Source organism: Chryseobacterium vietnamense, from assembly GCF_031454475.1.
Classification (GTDB): domain Bacteria; phylum Bacteroidota; class Bacteroidia; order Flavobacteriales; family Weeksellaceae; genus Chryseobacterium; species Chryseobacterium vietnamense.
Genome location: NZ_JAVDQX010000001.1, coordinates 1091361 through 1106583 on the forward strand (window position 1 = coordinate 1091361; position 15223 = coordinate 1106583).

General features: G+C 40.7%; 16 protein-coding genes. 8 read left to right on the forward strand and 8 right to left on the reverse strand.

Translation table 11 applies throughout. The features are described from left to right. The first annotated feature begins 8 nt into the window (after positions 1–8). The 8 genes from J2786_RS04810 (at position 9) to J2786_RS04845 (ending at position 8640) form a co-directional block, all read left to right on the forward strand. Positions 9–752: a M17 family peptidase N-terminal domain-containing protein gene (locus J2786_RS04810; RefSeq protein WP_047430841.1), complete on the forward strand. Its 744-nt coding sequence runs from the start codon at positions 9–11 to the stop codon at positions 750–752. Between the two features lie 6 nt (positions 753–758). Further along, on the forward strand, positions 759–2648 hold the full coding sequence (locus J2786_RS04815; protein ID WP_047430838.1) for an amidohydrolase: 1890 nt from the start codon (positions 759–761) through the stop codon (positions 2646–2648). Positions 2649–2660: 12 nt separating this feature from the next. Next, positions 2661–3086: a DoxX family protein gene (locus J2786_RS04820; protein WP_047430835.1), complete on the forward strand. Its 426-nt coding sequence runs from the start codon at positions 2661–2663 to the stop codon at positions 3084–3086. Position 3087: 1 nt separating this feature from the next. Further along, positions 3088–3498 (forward strand): Dps family protein, encoded by a 411-nt coding sequence (locus J2786_RS04825; protein ID WP_310024122.1) that lies wholly within the window; start codon positions 3088–3090, stop codon positions 3496–3498. Positions 3499–3565: 67 nt separating this feature from the next. Further along, positions 3566–4231, forward strand: a complete 666-nt coding sequence (locus tag J2786_RS04830; RefSeq protein WP_047430830.1) for a YoaK family protein — start codon at positions 3566–3568, stop codon at positions 4229–4231. Positions 4232–4390: 159 nt separating this feature from the next. Continuing rightward, a complete protein-coding gene (locus tag J2786_RS04835; protein WP_310024126.1) occupies positions 4391–6544 on the forward strand; it encodes a tetratricopeptide repeat-containing sensor histidine kinase in 2154 nt (717 codons plus the stop codon). A 12-nt stretch (positions 6545–6556) separates the two neighbouring features. Further along, positions 6557–7909: a sigma-54-dependent transcriptional regulator gene (locus J2786_RS04840; RefSeq protein ID WP_047430825.1), complete on the forward strand. Its 1353-nt coding sequence runs from the start codon at positions 6557–6559 to the stop codon at positions 7907–7909. 116 nt (positions 7910–8025) lie between these two features. Next, positions 8026–8640: a TMEM175 family protein gene (locus J2786_RS04845; RefSeq protein WP_047430823.1), complete on the forward strand. Its 615-nt coding sequence runs from the start codon at positions 8026–8028 to the stop codon at positions 8638–8640. On the opposite strand, the gene J2786_RS04850 is transcribed toward J2786_RS04845, so the two are convergent. From J2786_RS04850 to J2786_RS04885, 8 genes are all read right to left on the reverse strand, one after another. Continuing rightward, complete coding sequence (locus J2786_RS04850; protein ID WP_047430819.1) at positions 8637–9119, reverse strand: hypothetical protein; 483 nt, start codon at positions 9117–9119, stop codon at positions 8637–8639. The two genes, J2786_RS04845 and J2786_RS04850, sit on opposite strands and share 4 nt — an antisense overlap. Before the next feature lie 5 nt (positions 9120–9124). Next, positions 9125–10678, reverse strand: a complete 1554-nt coding sequence (locus tag J2786_RS04855) for a sigma-54 interaction domain-containing protein (RefSeq protein ID WP_047430816.1) — start codon at positions 10676–10678, stop codon at positions 9125–9127. A gap of 147 nt (positions 10679–10825) precedes the next feature. Next, a complete protein-coding gene (locus tag J2786_RS04860) occupies positions 10826–11647 on the reverse strand; it encodes an alpha/beta fold hydrolase (RefSeq protein WP_047430813.1) in 822 nt (273 codons plus the stop codon). A 47-nt stretch (positions 11648–11694) separates the two neighbouring features. Then, positions 11695–12213, reverse strand: coding sequence for a DsbA family protein (locus J2786_RS04865; protein ID WP_047430810.1), 519 nt, complete (start codon positions 12211–12213; stop codon positions 11695–11697). 2 nt (positions 12214–12215) lie between these two features. Further along, positions 12216–12677: a redoxin domain-containing protein gene (locus tag J2786_RS04870; RefSeq protein WP_047430807.1), complete on the reverse strand. Its 462-nt coding sequence runs from the start codon at positions 12675–12677 to the stop codon at positions 12216–12218. A 4-nt stretch (positions 12678–12681) separates the two neighbouring features. Beyond that, on the reverse strand, positions 12682–13374 hold the full coding sequence (locus J2786_RS04875; RefSeq protein WP_047430804.1) for a YoaK family protein: 693 nt from the start codon (positions 13372–13374) through the stop codon (positions 12682–12684). Between the two features lie 5 nt (positions 13375–13379). Next, the gene (locus J2786_RS04880; RefSeq protein WP_047430801.1) at positions 13380–14426 is read right to left on the reverse strand and encodes a cupin domain-containing protein; all 1047 of its coding nucleotides are present in this window, start codon (positions 14424–14426) and stop codon (positions 13380–13382) included. 224 nt (positions 14427–14650) lie between these two features. Continuing rightward, positions 14651–15202 carry a putative antibiotic biosynthesis monooxygenase gene (locus J2786_RS04885; RefSeq protein ID WP_047430798.1) on the reverse strand — a complete coding sequence of 184 codons (552 nt, stop codon included), beginning with the start codon at positions 15200–15202 and terminating at the stop codon, positions 14651–14653. Between the last annotated feature and the right edge of the window lie 21 nt (positions 15203–15223).

Genomic DNA, 15223 nt, shown 5'->3' on the forward strand with positions numbered 1-15223 from the left:
CATTTATTATGCAAAATTCAATTTCAAAATACATCAATTGGTCAAAAACACTCTTTACAGCATTATTGTTGGCAACTGCAGGAACCAACTTTGTTTCAGCACAGGTGGCCGCAGAAAAAAGAGCAATCGGAACCTCAAAAACATGGGGAATCGTTGACGGCATTTCTGTGGTAGGGCTGGTACAGGGACCTTCTGCCGCCAAAGCAGATTTGCAGATCGCCTGCGTTTTCGAGTATACGGAAGGAGATATTTTCAATCCGCCGGCGCTTCCCAAAGAACTGAACGGTATGGTTCACCTGGATGAAGCACTCAAAGGAATTATTACAGAAGTCCGTAAAAAAGGACAGTTCAAAGGACATGCTTTGGAAACCTTATTAATTAATCCTCCGAAAGGAAGCCTTGCCTCCGGGAAATTATTGCTGATCGGGCTCGGAAACAGGAATTCTTTTGATGCCGGGCTCATGAAAGAAGTAGGAAGTGTTGCGATGAGAGAAGCTTTGAAACTGCAGGTACACACCGTATCATTTGCCAGTGATATCAAAGATGCCGGAATTGATTCTCCAACCGCTTTAGTGGCAGAAAATGTGGTTTTGGGTGCATTTGATGCCTATCGTGCCCAGTCTTATTTAAATACTCAGCATTTATCCGACAAAATGAAATTAAAAAAACTGATTCTGCTGGCCGGGCCATCATTTTTCACTGTTGCCGGAGGAGGAATTCAGGATGCGATTTCGAAGTTGAACACCAAATAATTACAGATGAAAGCAGATCTCATAGTATACAACGGAAAAATTCACACTTTCAATCAGGAAACTCCGGAAGTTTCTGCAGTGGCCATTAAAGACGGGAAAATTATTGCGGTCGGAAATGACGGACTGGCAGACCAGTTCGCAGATGAATCCACGGAACTGATTGATCTTAAGAAGAAAAGAGTGGTGCCGGGAATCAATGATTCTCACATCCATCTGATTCGTGGCGGATTAAACTACAACCTGGAATTAAGATGGGACGGCGTTCCCTCACTGGCTGATGCGCTCAGAATGTTAAAAGACCAGGTAGACCGTACACCTTCTCCGCAATGGGTTCGTGTCGTAGGAGGATGGTCCGAATTCCAGTTTGCAGAAAGAAGGATGCCAACCCTGGAAGAGATTAATGCCATCGCTCCGGAAACTCCGGTTTTTATCCTGCATTTATACGACAGGGCCTTAATGAACAGGGCAGCATTGAAGGCGGTAGGATTTACCAAAGATACTCCGGCTCCGGCAGGCGGACATATTGAAAGAGATGCTAACGGTGAGCCCACGGGGCTGATTATTGCGACACCCAATGCCATGATTTTATACTCAACACTGGCAAAAGGTCCGAAGCTTTCTTACGAACACCAGCTGAATTCTACCAGACACTTTATGACAGAACTGAACCGCTTCGGAATTACCAGCGTCATTGATGCCGGAGGAGGATTCCAGAATTTCCCGGACGATTATCAGGTGGTGAACGAGCTGAATGAAAAAAAACAGCTTACCGTAAGAATTGCCTATAATCTTTTTACCCAGAAACCTAAGCATGAATTCGAAGATTTCAGCGATTGGATCGATACTGTAAAATTATATCAGGGCGATGACATGTACCGCCACAACGGAGCAGGAGAGATGCTGGTATTTTCGGCGGCCGATTTTGAAGACTTTCTTCAGCCAAGACCGGATCTGCCTGAAAACATGGAAGCAGATCTTGAAAAAGTAGTCCGGTTACTGGTAGAAAACCGCTGGCCATTCAGACTTCACGCCACCTATAATGAAAGCATCACCCGCTTTTTAAATGTTTTTGAAAAAGTAAACCACGATATTCCCTTCAATGGCCTTCCATGGATTTTTGATCATGCAGAAACCATTGATGAAAAAAATATCGAAAGGGTAAAAATGCTTGGCGGCGGAATCGCTATCCAGAGCAGAATGGCTTACCAGGGAGAGTATTTTGCAGACCGTTATGGTTCAGAAGCGGCAGAAAGTACGCCGCCCGTGAAAAAAATGCTGGAAATGGGAGTTCCTGTAGGTGGAGGCTCGGATGCCACAAGAGTAAGCAGTTATAACCCATGGGTTTCCATGTATTGGCTGACCGCAGGAAAAACCGTTGGCGGACTTCAACTGTATCACGAGACAAAGCTGGACAGGGCAACCGCACTGGAACTGTACACAAAAGGCAGCGCATGGTTCTCTCAGGAACAGCAGAAAAAAGGTGATATCAGAGTGGGAATGTTTGCTGATCTGGCAGTTCTTAATCAGGATTATTTCACAGTTGATGATGAAGAGATCAAAAATATTGAAGCGGAAATGACCATTGTAGGCGGTAAAATTGTCTATGCAAAAGGAACCTTTTCATCCTATGCACCACCATCCGTTCCTGTACTACCGGATTGGTCTCCAACGAATCTTTATAACGGATATTACCCTGTTGGCGGACACGTCCAGAAAGAAATAGAGAAAAATGCGAAACAGGATTTAAAAGCTCCGTTTGCTTCGCAAATTCATAGCTGTGCAGGAAGCTGTGATATTCACCATCATAACCATAACCAGGCAAGGATGAGCAACGTGCCTGTTAACAATTACCACACATTCTGGGGAGCTCTAGGTTGTTCCTGCTTTGCTTTTTAAATATCAATACATATGGAAATTTTAAAACAGATCCTTTCATCAGATTTAGGCTCAACATTCAATGATGCTTCATTTCTGGTTTTCCGGGTACTCCTTGCCATTCAGTTGTTCAGAGTGCATGGCTTAAAGAAATTCAGGCTGGAAAACGGACAGAGGGAAGTGATCCCAAATCCTCTGGGATTGCCTGATCAACTCAATGCCATAGTCGCTTCATTTGCTGATCTGGTGGTTCCATTTCTGATTATTTTAGGACTGGGTACCAGGCTTGCGGTTTTACCGACCATTGGAGTGACAGCTATCGGATATTTTGTGGTTCACAGAAAAGATTCACTGGAAGTACGGGATGTTCCTTTTATGTACACCCTTTCCCTGTTACTGGTTCTTGCATTGGGAGCAGGAAGATATTCACTTGATTATTACTTATTAAATCTATTATAAAATGAAAACTTCAATCGGAATTAAAAACGAAAATTTAGCAAAAGTTGCTGAAGTACTGGTTAGCACTTTAGCAGACGAATTTGTCTTGTATACCAAAACAAGAAAAGCACACTGGAATGTGGAAGGAGCGGATTTTTACAATAAACACCTGTTTTTCGAGGCACAATACGGACAGCTGGACGATATCATCGATGATCTGGCTGAAAGAATCAGAACGCTGGGCCATTATGCGCCGGCGACTTTAAGGGAGTATCTTGCATTAACGCATCTGTCTGAGCATCATCTGGAATCGAACGACAGTCTGACCTATATCAGAGCACTTCTTTCCGACCACGAAAGCATCATCATTCATCTTCGTGAAAATATTGAAAACTTTGCTGTTGAATTCCGTGATTCAGGTACAAGCGACTAAATCACAGGTTTGCTGGAAACTCATGAGAAAATGGCCTGGATGCTCCGTTCACATTTAAAATAAAAAAATGGAAGTAAAACATAATATCGGTTTTGTCACCTTATTGTTAACCATGATTGCCGGATATTGCGATACCGTGACTTTTGTATCGGCAGATGCCCTTTTTTCGGCCCATGTTACGGGAAACTTTATTGTCTTTGCCTATCAGTTTGTGAAAGGATCGGATATTCATGCCTGGGTAAAGCTGCTTACTTTTCCGGTATTTATTCTTGCGGTTATGGCAGGAGGAAGAATCGCCGGGAAAGTCATTAACCATTATACCCTGTTGTTCTGGGAAGGAGCATTGCTTTTGTCGGCCGGAATTATTGTTGCCGTTTTCAGTTACTATGGAACATTTTCAGCAGTCGTGATGTATACTGTGGCTATGATTACCGTTTTTGCAATGGGACTTCAGAATGCTTTCGGAAAACTCTATGCAAAGGACACTCATGGCCCGACTACCATGATGACAGGAAACGTGACCCAGGCCTCCCTGGATTTCGGAACGCTTTTATCAAACGGCTTTCACCATCCTGACGCATGGGCAAGCCTGAAGAAGCAACTGATTACCATACTCGGATTTCTGGTAGGCTGTTTTTTAGGGGCTTATGCAGGAAAACAATATGGGTTGGTAACACTGATTGTACCGGGGCTGGCAATGATAATCTGCTATTTTTACCACCGTAAAAACTAGTATTCGGCTATGGCAGATTACAGGATAATAGATTACCTTTAAAAAATGAATTTCAGTCTTTATTTTTTTTCTAAAAATCTACTAAAGATAGTATGTTTTTCGTTGGTTTTGATGTTTTCATGCAATACAAAAGCACAGACCCAAGAAAATCCTGCACTGTTGAGAAAACAGATCTCCTCTTCCATCAATACAACTCAGAAAATCACTTTATTGCTGCGCCTGAGTAACTATTACATTACTAAAAAAGGAGAGTTGAAAACTGATCTCGACAGTGCCGCTATTCTGAACAGACAGGCAAAAGCACTGAATATGAAATCCGGAGATCCTATGTCTGCCGGAAAACTCATCTTTCTGGATGCTAAAATAGATAAAGAAAGAGGCAGTAAAAATATTGCTTTTTCCAAAATGAAAGAGGCGCTTTCTTATTTTGAAAATCATCATTTTAAGGAGCAGGCCGGAGAAGCATACAATGAATTATCATATATGTATGACAATAAACCTGAATACTTTGATACTAAAATCAAACTGAAAGAAAAAGCATTGGAACGTTTTAAGAACTCAGGATCAAAACTGAATCAGGCAGGTGTTTTAAAAGATCTGGGCGAGCTTTATTACATGAAGGAGAATCCCGATAAGGCTCTGGAATTGCTTAAAGAATCCCTGTCAGTGTACCAGTCGGCGAAATTCAGAGAATTACAGAGTGTGTACAATCTTATTTCCCAGGTTGAAATTCAGAAGGCGGATTACGAAGAAGCGCTCCGTTATGGTCTTCTTGCAGAAAAAACAGCCGAAAGTGTGAATGATTACTCTTTGCAGATGTGTTCTATTTACAGCAATATCGGAATGGTGTATTATTATCTTCGTAAGAATGATGATGCCATGAAGTATTGGGAAAAATCACTGGCCACAGCAAAGAAAAACAAAGATAACGGCTATATAAGAACGGTAGCCAATAATATTTCTACCATGCTGATCAGACAGAGAAAGTTTAATCAGGCTATTACCATGATTCAGGAGTACAGAGAAAGGTATCCGATTGTAGATCAGAATTTTGAAATGTCAGAAAACTATATTCTGTTCAGTACCTACACTATTTTAAAGCAGTTTAAAGAAGCGGAAGCCTACTACAAAAAACTGGTGGCCTATTACGGTGAAAATGCAGAAAAAAACAACCAGCAGGCGTCATTGCTGCGAAGCTTTGTTTTCTATCATTACCAGACCCGGAACTTTGATAAAATGTACCGTGAAGCCAGACTTTTTGATTCAATTGCTAAAAATAACGGAAATGATATGCTTCGCTCAGAAAATCATTTAATGTGGTTCAAAGCAGATTCCATACAGGGAAAATACCTTGATGCCATACAGCATTATCAGCTATACAAGAAACTTTCCGATTCTGTTTTTAACGGTGAAAAAAGCAAGCAGATCAACAGCCTTAAAATTCAGTTTGAAACGGAGCAGAAAGATAAAAATATTCAGCTGCTGACCCAGAAAGCAAAACTGCAGGATATTAAGATTGCCAATGATACCTTTATCAGATATGTCTTCATCGGGAGTATTCTGGCGCTGATCCTTTTTGCGGCTTTGCTGTATAACCGTTCAAGATTAAAAAGCAATGCGAATAAAAACCTTGAACTGAAACGTAAACAGATTGATGAGCAGAACGAACAGCTGAAGAAATTACTTTCAGAGAAAGAATGGCTTTTAAAGGAAATCCATCACCGGGTTAAAAATAATCTGCAGATTGTGATCAGCCTGTTGAATACACAATCGGCTTATCTGGACAATGAAGATGCCCTGATGGCCATCCAGAACAGCCAGCACAGAATGCACGCCATGTCCCTCATTCATCAGAAGCTTTATCAGTCTGATAATCTTTCAATGATTGACATGTCGTGGTATATTTATGAGCTGATTACCTACATCAAAGAATGTTATTCATCCGACAGAAAAATTAATTTTACAGTGGATACGGATAAAGTATTTCTTGATGTAGCACAAGCGGTTCCGATGGGGTTGATCGTTAATGAAGCAGTCAACAATACCGTAAAATATGCATTTCCGGATGACCGGAAAGGTGAAGTTTCTGTTTCGTTTAAAAATACAGGTGAAAACCTTTGTGAACTGAAGATCTCAGATAATGGAGTGGGGCTTCCGGAAGATTTTAATATCGAAGAAACAGAATCTTTGGGAATGAATCTGATGCGTGGACTTACTGATCAGCTGGATGGAACCTTCCATCTTGAAAATAAAGGTGGCTTAAAAGTGACGATTACCTTCAGAAAAAATACAGAAATAACTCCTTCAAATTAAAGGCTGATTACCATGAAAGAAAAAATATTAATTGTAGAAGATGAATTTATTGTAGCCAATGATCTGAAACTGATGCTGATGAAGGCCGGTTACCAGGTTACAGGAATCGCGTCTTCAGTGGTTCAGGCCAGGAAACTGATTGCAGATAGCAAACCGGATTGGGTGCTTCTTGATATCATCTTAAAAGGTGATCTTACAGGAATTGATCTGGCCTGGGAACTGCGTGAAATGCACCTGCCTTTTCTTTATATTTCAGCCAATACCAACCAGTCTACTCTGGAAGCAGTGAAAGAAACACAGCCCTATGGGTTTATGGTAAAGCCTTTCCGGGAGCGTGATATGATTGTTATGCTTGATATTGCCAGATACCGTTATGATATGGAAAGAGGCTGTGAATTGTGCACCGATACCGGAAATAATGAAGTCATAGAAGGAATTATCGGGAAAAGTAAGGTGCTTCAGGATGTCGTTGAAAAAATAAGAATAGTCGCTCCCACAGATACCTCTGTTCTGGTGGTCGGGGAAAGCGGAACCGGAAAGGAAAAAGTAGCCCACTCTGTTCATGAGCTTTCAGAGCGTAAAGCTAACCCTATAGTTGTGGTCAACTGTGCTGCACTGCCGCATGCGCTTATCGAATCTGAGCTTTTCGGGCATGAAAAAGGAAGCTTTACCGGAGCCAATACATTGAGGATCGGAAAATTTGAACAGGCCAATGGAGGAACAGTCTTTCTGGATGAAATAGGAGAGCTGCCACTGGACTCACAGGTTAAACTGCTGAGAGTCTTACAGGAAAAAGAGATTGAGAGGCTGGGAGGAAATAACACGATTAAAGTAAACGTAAGAATCGTAGCAGCTACCAACCGTTCTCTGGAAAAAGAAGTGGCAGAAGGAAGATTCAGGCTGGATTTGTATTACCGTTTGAATGTTTTCCCTATTGAGCTGCCCCCGCTGAGAGAACGAAAGGAAGATATTGTATTGCTGGCCCATTTTTTCCTGAATAAATATGCAGCGGCATCAAGAAGAAATATCACATCCATCAGTGAAAAAGCGCTGGAGCAGCTATTGAATTATCACTGGCCGGGAAATATCCGCGAGCTGGAGCATCTTATTGAAAGAAGTGTTCTTCTGGCCAAAACTGCAGAAATAGAACGTTTTGACCTGCCTGAAAACATAGAAAAACCTATAGAAACACAGGGTCCATTGAAATCACTGGAAGATATGGAAAGAGATCATATTATGAATGCACTTCAGACTTCCAACGGGAAAGTTTCCGGGCCAGGTGGTGCCGCGGAGCTGTTGAAAATACAAGCTCAGACTTTATATTCCAAAATGAAAAAACTAGGAATTGACAAAGGCTATAAATAATCCCGGACAAAGCTAGCCGGAGATAATATTTCCTTTCAATTTTTAATCATAATTCTTCAAATAATTGGAGGATTAAAATCATTATGTCTTTACAATATTAAATCAATCAGGTAATTATGGAAAAAGAAACGCTCAGAATAGAAGGGTTCAGCGATGGTGTTTTTGCAATAGCCGTTACGCTTTTGGTGCTGGATCTTCACTTTCCTGAAGAGAACTCAATACAAAACGGCAATGATCTGCTGATCTTTCTGAAGAATCAGTGGCCGGCATTTCTGGCATTTATCCTTTCATTTTTCAGCATTTTTATCATGTGGGTGAATCATCATAAGATTTTCAAACAGATCTACAGCCGGAATTCAGCAATTATGTTTGCCAATGGACTGATCCTTTTTCTGGTTTCTGCAGTTTCATATCCTACTGCTTTGCTGGCAAGGTATTTTGACGGTGAAGCCTCTTCTGTTGTCGTGGCACTTTATACCGGTATTTTTGTTCTGATCAATCTTGCTTACAATTTACTATGGTTTCTGGCCACCCGTAACAAAAAGCTTTTGCGCCCGGGTATTACCGATGCGGCTATAAAAAAGATCCACAACAACTACTTGTATGGACTTCCTATTTATGTTATGGCATTAATCCTGTCGTTCTGGATCCCGGCCTTGTCGCTGCTGATCATTTTAGGACTTTGGATTTTCTGGGCATTGTCTTCTGGGAAAATAGAAATGGTTGATTAAAAAGGATTATGTCCCTGTTTTACATCATCAATCTGATCTTCTATATATTGAGAGAGAGTCTTGTTTAAAAGGGACGTAATAAATTGGATATCACTCCTTGACGGTAAATAGGCTTGTCTTATTATTGGATCATCTCCTTCATCCAGATATATAAATAAAAATTGATTCCCTGCATTATAGGCATCGACCACAAAAAAGTTTCTGTTGATATTTCTATTATAGAACAATAACCACGACCTGGCAGCATCTTGAAGTTCTTCCTGAGTATCAAAAATATTATAATCCAGAACATAACAATAGTTTCCTGCAAGAAATAAAAGCTCTTTTAAAACTTTTGGAAAAGCTTGTCCATTGTTATATTTTACTTCAAGCTGTTGTATTTCTATAGGCGAAATTGGTTTTATCCTTCCTTCATATTCCTGATTATTGGGATATGCTGCCGGATTACTCTGTAAATATTTTAAAAGCTCTATTTCCATATTGATTATTTATTATAATAATGTTCCTTCTCTATTCCAAGTTTCTGCATTTTGGAAATAAGTGTTGTTGGTGGTAATCCCAGCAGTTTCGCCGCACCTGTTTCCCCGAAAATACGGCCGTTACATTTTTTGATTATTTTTAAAATATATTCCTTTTCAAATTCCTGCAACGTTTTAACCTGAAAATCCTGATCCGTGTTTTGAGGGTTAATAACTTTTGGAAAATCCATTTCCCTGATGATATTTCCTTTTGCCGTCAGCATGCTTCTTTCAACCATATTTTCCAGTTCACGGATATTACCCAGCCATGGATTGGTAATCATCATTTTTACTGCTTTCTGAGAAAAACCATTAATCTTTTTGCCTGTTTTAGGATATAATTTCTCAAGGAAATAATCTGCCAGCAAAGGAATATCTTCCTCTCTTTCCCGCAGGGCAGGAAGGTGGATAGGAAATACATTCAGCCTGTAAAAAAGATCACTTCTGAACCGGCCTTCCGCTACTTCTTTTTCAAGATTCCTGTTGGTGGCCGTAATGATCCGTACATTTACCTTAATCCTTTTATTTCCACCGATTCTTTCAATTTCTTTTTCCTGAAGAACCCTCAGAAGCCTCGCTTGTAATTCCAGGGGAAGTTCACCAATTTCATCCAGAAAAATAGTGCTGTTATGGGCCTGTTCAAACTTCCCTTTCCGCTGCTCTGTTGCTCCCGTGAAGCTTCCTTTTTCATGCCCGAAAAGTTCGGATTCTATTAAGTTGGCAGGAATAGCCGCACAGTTTATCCTGATCATTTTCTTTCCCGAAAATTCTGAAAGTTCATGAACCGCCTGTGCTATAAGTTCTTTTCCCGTACCCGTCTCTCCAAAGATAATCACATTGGATTGTGAAGGAGCTACCTGTGTGATCTGTTCAAAAATGAGCTGCATCGCTTCACTTTGCCCCACAATTCCCTGAAAGCCGTGTCTGCTTTTCTTGTCTTCTTCAATTTCTTTCGGAAAATTTGGGATATTTCCCTGAAATGTTTTCAACTGTTCCTGAATATCAATATTATGAAGAGTAATGGAAAGCTGGGTAGAAATGCCGTTTAAAATCCTTTCCGGAATACTGTCTCCTGAAATAAAGCTTCTGTAGAAAAGGAAAAGTACATTTTTACTTTCACTGACATTAGGCAGTCCCAATCCGACAGCCATCCGCATTCCCGAATTTTTAGCTTCGGTAAAACAGGAAGGAAGCGGTGACCATTCTTTAAGATCAAAAAGCAGCGGTTCCGCAGAATCCAGACAATTTTTTAAATGTCTGTCAAGCTGTTGATCTGTAGTATAGTTCTGATTTTCAATCCGGCTGCCGAGTATTTCAATAGCTCCTTTATCATCTCTGATAATCATACAATCATTGAATCCCAGTTCAGTTTTGAAAGATTTGTTGAAAGCAAGCTGAAGCTGTTTCTTATCTAAAATGGTAGAAAACTCTTTGGTTAAACGGGAAATCATAAGCTGTTCTTTCTGCATGTCCTGCAGGCGTTTTATCATTTCTGCATTGGAATCAGAAGGCTTACTCATAGAAATTCTTGCTTGAAAGTTTAAAGATAGGAAAATTGAGAAAAAATCTATCCATGAGTTCTGAACTTTTGTGTCTTTAACTGTTGAAATAAAAAAAGATGAACTTTAAAGGTTCATCTTCAGTGTATTGAGAAAAGATTTGTTTTTTTAAGATCGGATAAATTCCAAAAGGTCTTTATTGATTGTCTCATGTTCTGTAGTCGGCATTCCGTGAGGGAAGCCAGGATACGTGATCAGCTTTCCGTTCTTTAATAATTTAATAGATTTTAATGCAGCATTGGCAATGGGAACAATCTGGTCATCTTCACCATGCATCACCAAAACAGGAATATCCACAGCTTTAAGATCTTCAGTTAAATCTGTTTCTGAAAAGGCCTTGATCCCATCATAGTGCGCTGCGATTCCCCCCATTAATCCCTGTCTCCACCAGTTTCTTTGTATTCCGTCTTTTACGTTCGCTCCTTCTCTGTTGTAGCCATAGAAAGGGAAAGTCAGGTCAAAATAAAACTGGTTTCTGTTGTTAAGGGTCTGTTCCCTGATATTATCGAAAACTTCCATAGGAACGCCGTCAGGATTCGTTTCGCTCTTCACCATTACCGGCGGAACGGCACTGATCAGTACTGCTTTCTTAGCTCTTCCATTGGAATATTTGTTAACATAGCGGATCACTTCACCACCGCCTGTTGAGTGTCCGATGTGGACAACATCTTTCAGGTCTAAAAATTCAACCAGTTCTGCAGCATCAGATGCATATTGTTCGATAGTATGATTATAAATGTTCTGGCTGGAGCGGCCGTGGCCTCTTCTGTCGTGGGTAACCACTCTGTAGCCTTTCTGCAGGAAGAAGATTACCTGTGCATCCCAATCGTCAGATGATAAAGGCCATCCGTGGTGAAACATTAATACCGGGCCTTGTCCCTGATCTTTGTAAAAAATTTCTGTTCCGTCTTTTAATGTTAATGTGCTCATGTTGTTTATTTTTAATGTTATGAATTGATTTTTAAATATTTTTCTGATTAATAGGCTGTATTTTCCCGTACCAACTGAAAAAGATCGTCGGCACCGCCGTTGAATTTATTCCCGTTTATGAAAAAAGAAGGCGTCCCGTTTACTCCGCTGATGATGCCGCTTTCAAAGTCTGTATCTACTTTTTCTGCCAGTTCCTGCTTATGCATATCAGCTTTGAACTGAGGAATATTTAAACCCAGTTTTTCCGCAAGGTTTAATGGGAGACTTTCGTTCAGGAATTCCTGGTTTTCATAAATGGCATCATGCATTTCCCAGAATTTCCCCTGTAAAGCTGCCGCTTCTGCCGCCAGTGCTGCCGTTCTTGCATACTGATGCATTTCTGACAGCGGAAAATTTCTGAATATAAATCTGATCTGATCTCCGAATTCTTTCATTAACTCTTTAAGAACCGGATAAGCTGATCCGCAGTAAGGACACTGATAATCCCCATATTCTACAATAACTAAGCTGGCATCTGAGTTGCCTTGAGTGTGGTCAGCATTGCTGACTGATGGTTTTAGTGACATAATTATTTCGTTTTAAGTTTTTCTAATGCTTCTAAAATTCCGTCTGCACCAGGATTGATGGCAGTGGGAGAGAGGTAGCTCCATTCGATGATGCCGTCTTTATTGATGACAAAAAGAGCTCTGTTGCATTCTCCTTCTTCGTCATTGTAAACACCATACTTCCTGGCTGTTTCTCCCTTGGCTTCAAAATCTGCAAGCAGCGGGAAGTGCAGGTTTCTGGATTGTGAAAATGCCAAGTGGCACCATTTGCTGTCTACGGAAATTCCGAAAATCTCCGCATCATATTTTTTGAAATACTTCAGCATTTCGTTGTATAATGCCATCTGGTCACTACACACCGGGCTCCAGTCTGCCGGGTAAAATGCAAGGATAACGTTTCGTCCTCTGAATTCGGATAAGGTAATTTTCTGATCCGGGGTTGCAAATAATGTAAAATCAGGGGCAACCGTATTTTTTTGTAGCATAGGATTAGTTTTTAAATGTTGGAATTGGTATTGTTAATGCACAGATGAGGAGTAAGGCTGCCGGAAATATCAACGTCCAGTTTTCTAAATAAAAGAGCAGGAAAGGAGCTGCTAAAGCACCGGAGAGAAAGCCTATCCATAAGAATAACAAATGAAAGACATTCACTTTGTATTCCTTCCGCTCGTCTGCATGATCACTCATCACAAATAGGGCAGCAGTTTTTGCCAGGCTGTTTAAAGTTCCTGTCACAAAATCGGTGTTGATCTTTTGTTTCCCCACTGAAGTGACAATGGTATTCATAAGGCCCATCGAAAAACCGATAACGGCTACAGACACTCCATTGGCCATATGCTCATAATAATCAGTGATACTGTAAAGGATCATCATTCCGGAAACCATGTAGAAGATTATCTTTGTACTTCTGAACTTCTTTGATAATGATAAGCATGTTCCTGTATAAATCCCTGCCAGAAAAAAGCTGATTGCAATAACAGAACTAAAGATAATACCATATTTTTCACTGAAAACAGCCGCTCCCAGTTGGGTGGTATTGCCACTCATGAAAGAAACATAGGTTTTCCATTGTATCAGCCCTGTAGCATCGGTATATCCTGCAATAAAAGCAAGAAGTACTGCCAGTTTCTCCTGTATTCTGACGGTTCTGTCAGGGAACAGGATTTTTGTTTCAGGAATCACAGTCGTTATTTTCCAGGTTTGATGAATACTTTCTTTTGCGGAAATTTTTCTATTTCTCCTTCTTTCAGTCCAAAATTGGTGATGACCACATCTTTCGGGTTTCCTGCCAGCCATTCGCTGATATCAATAGATTCGTAGGTGCCGCTATTAAATCCGATTAAGACTTTACAGACCGTATCTCCGGTATTTTTGATATAATGCCCGGCTCCCATAGGCACATAGCCTACATCACCTGCGTTGAACTGCTCCGTCACAGAAACTCCTTCGGCCAGAAATACCGACATTTCTGCCTGTCCTGAAATAAAATACTGCCATTCATCCGCATTAGGATGCCAGTGCATTTCTCTTAAAGCACCGGGCTGCAGCTCCAATATAGAACCGGCCATTGTGGTGCTGATCGGAAATTCCTTACTCGTAACCAATCTTTGTAGACCACCACCGGGAATGATCCTTGGTTGCTGGGAATGCAGAGGATAACGGTGCAGGCTTGTCAGTTCAATGTCTGATTCCTCAGGACGTGCTGCGGCATTCACAGAGAGTTCATCCGGAACAACTCCTGCTGCAAAATATACCTCTTTCTGCGGAAGTTCTGCTACTTCTTCAAGGCTCAGCCCTAAATTCTGTGCAACGATTTCAGGAGGCATACTTGAAACAAAATCCGTAACGCTGAAGGTATGGTCTTCTGAAAAATTACCGTTGTCAAAAATCAGGATAAAATGACATTCCTCTGTTCCTGTAGCCTGGATGGAATGTCCATAACCTTTCGGGAAATACCATACGTCGCCGGGTTCAAAATTATCGGTATAACTTCGTCCGTCCGGATGGATAATGGTAGTACGCACCGTTCCTGAAATCACATATGCCCATTCTGCAGCGTTGGCATGCCAGTGAAGTTCCCTCATGCTTCCGGGCTGCAATCTCATGGATACTCCGGCAATGCCTACAGAAGCGGGAAATTCTTTTACAGAGGCTCCTCTCGTTGTACCGCCGTCATTGGTACGGGGTTCTTTTTTTTCTAATTCGTATCTGAAACTTAATGATGAAGGATTCATACTATTATTTTTTTGTGATTAATTCTTTTTGCTATTGTAAAGCTATCCCGAAACTGTGTTTTTTTTAGATGTCATTCGATGAAAAGGCAAAAAGTGTCGGTGAGAATAAAAAACAGGAAGATAATAGATTAACAGGACGCTCGGGGCGGCTCTAACTTTTGTTTAAAAAAAATCACCGGAATTTTCCAATGATTTTTAATAGAGTTGAATTGCACGATACAGCTTTATTGATACAGCCATTTTTTGATCAGTCTGGTATAATTGGGCATGACGGCAAACACCATCAGAAAAACAATGATTCCGGAATTGATAAGTCCGTCAGAATAATGATTGGCTGGAATATGTAAATACCGTAAAAAAGGAATCGTCAAAAGAGGAATAAGGACAGACAGCGGATAAATGGCAGACCAGGTTGCCAGAAACTGTTTCCAGCGTACGGGAACTTTATTTCCTTCATTTTCTGCAGTAAAAAGAAAATCAAGTCCGGATCTGATCTGGTAATGATCATTTTTTCTGAACAATGGATTCGCTTTCTCAATGAGTTGTTTCCGGTTCTCCGATTCCATCCAGCTTTTAAGATGGTTAATCGTATCAAAACGGATAATGACGGTATACACAAAAGTCAGATCAGGAATCGGACGAATAATCTGCAGATCAATAAAACCTTCAGAATGTTTGGTAACAGGCACAATTTCGTCCAGCCATTTTTCATACTGTGATTGTTTTCCATCCAGAATATGATGGGTAATCACTACGGAGGCACCTTGATTTTCCATAACTGATTTTTTAAGGTTTTA

Excerpts from the sequence above, each read along its gene's own strand:
- J2786_RS04840 (WP_047430825.1), top strand. The coding sequence starts at position 6,557 with ATGAAAGAAAAAATATTAATTGTAGAAGATGAATTTATTGTAGCCAAT.
- J2786_RS04815 (WP_047430838.1), top strand. The coding sequence starts at position 759 with ATGAAAGCAGATCTCATAGTATACAACGGAAAAATTCACACTTTCAAT.
- J2786_RS04820 (WP_047430835.1), top strand. The coding sequence starts at position 2,661 with ATGGAAATTTTAAAACAGATCCTTTCATCAGATTTAGGCTCAACATTC.
- J2786_RS04850 (WP_047430819.1), bottom strand. The coding sequence starts at position 9,119 with ATGGAAATAGAGCTTTTAAAATATTTACAGAGTAATCCGGCAGCATAT.
- J2786_RS04860 (WP_047430813.1), bottom strand. The coding sequence starts at position 11,647 with ATGAGCACATTAACATTAAAAGACGGAACAGAAATTTTTTACAAAGAT.
- J2786_RS04825 (WP_310024122.1), top strand. The coding sequence starts at position 3,088 with ATGAAAACTTCAATCGGAATTAAAAACGAAAATTTAGCAAAAGTTGCT.
- J2786_RS04885 (WP_047430798.1), bottom strand. The coding sequence starts at position 15,202 with ATGGAAAATCAAGGTGCCTCCGTAGTGATTACCCATCATATTCTGGAT.
- J2786_RS04870 (WP_047430807.1), bottom strand. The coding sequence starts at position 12,677 with ATGCTACAAAAAAATACGGTTGCCCCTGATTTTACATTATTTGCAACC.
- J2786_RS04845 (WP_047430823.1), top strand. The coding sequence starts at position 8,026 with ATGGAAAAAGAAACGCTCAGAATAGAAGGGTTCAGCGATGGTGTTTTT.
- J2786_RS04830 (WP_047430830.1), top strand. The coding sequence starts at position 3,566 with ATGGAAGTAAAACATAATATCGGTTTTGTCACCTTATTGTTAACCATG.
- J2786_RS04865 (WP_047430810.1), bottom strand. The coding sequence starts at position 12,213 with ATGTCACTAAAACCATCAGTCAGCAATGCTGACCACACTCAAGGCAAC.
- J2786_RS04810 (WP_047430841.1), top strand. The coding sequence starts at position 9 with ATGCAAAATTCAATTTCAAAATACATCAATTGGTCAAAAACACTCTTT.
- J2786_RS04880 (WP_047430801.1), bottom strand. The coding sequence starts at position 14,426 with ATGAATCCTTCATCATTAAGTTTCAGATACGAATTAGAAAAAAAAGAA.
- J2786_RS04855 (WP_047430816.1), bottom strand. The coding sequence starts at position 10,678 with ATGAGTAAGCCTTCTGATTCCAATGCAGAAATGATAAAACGCCTGCAG.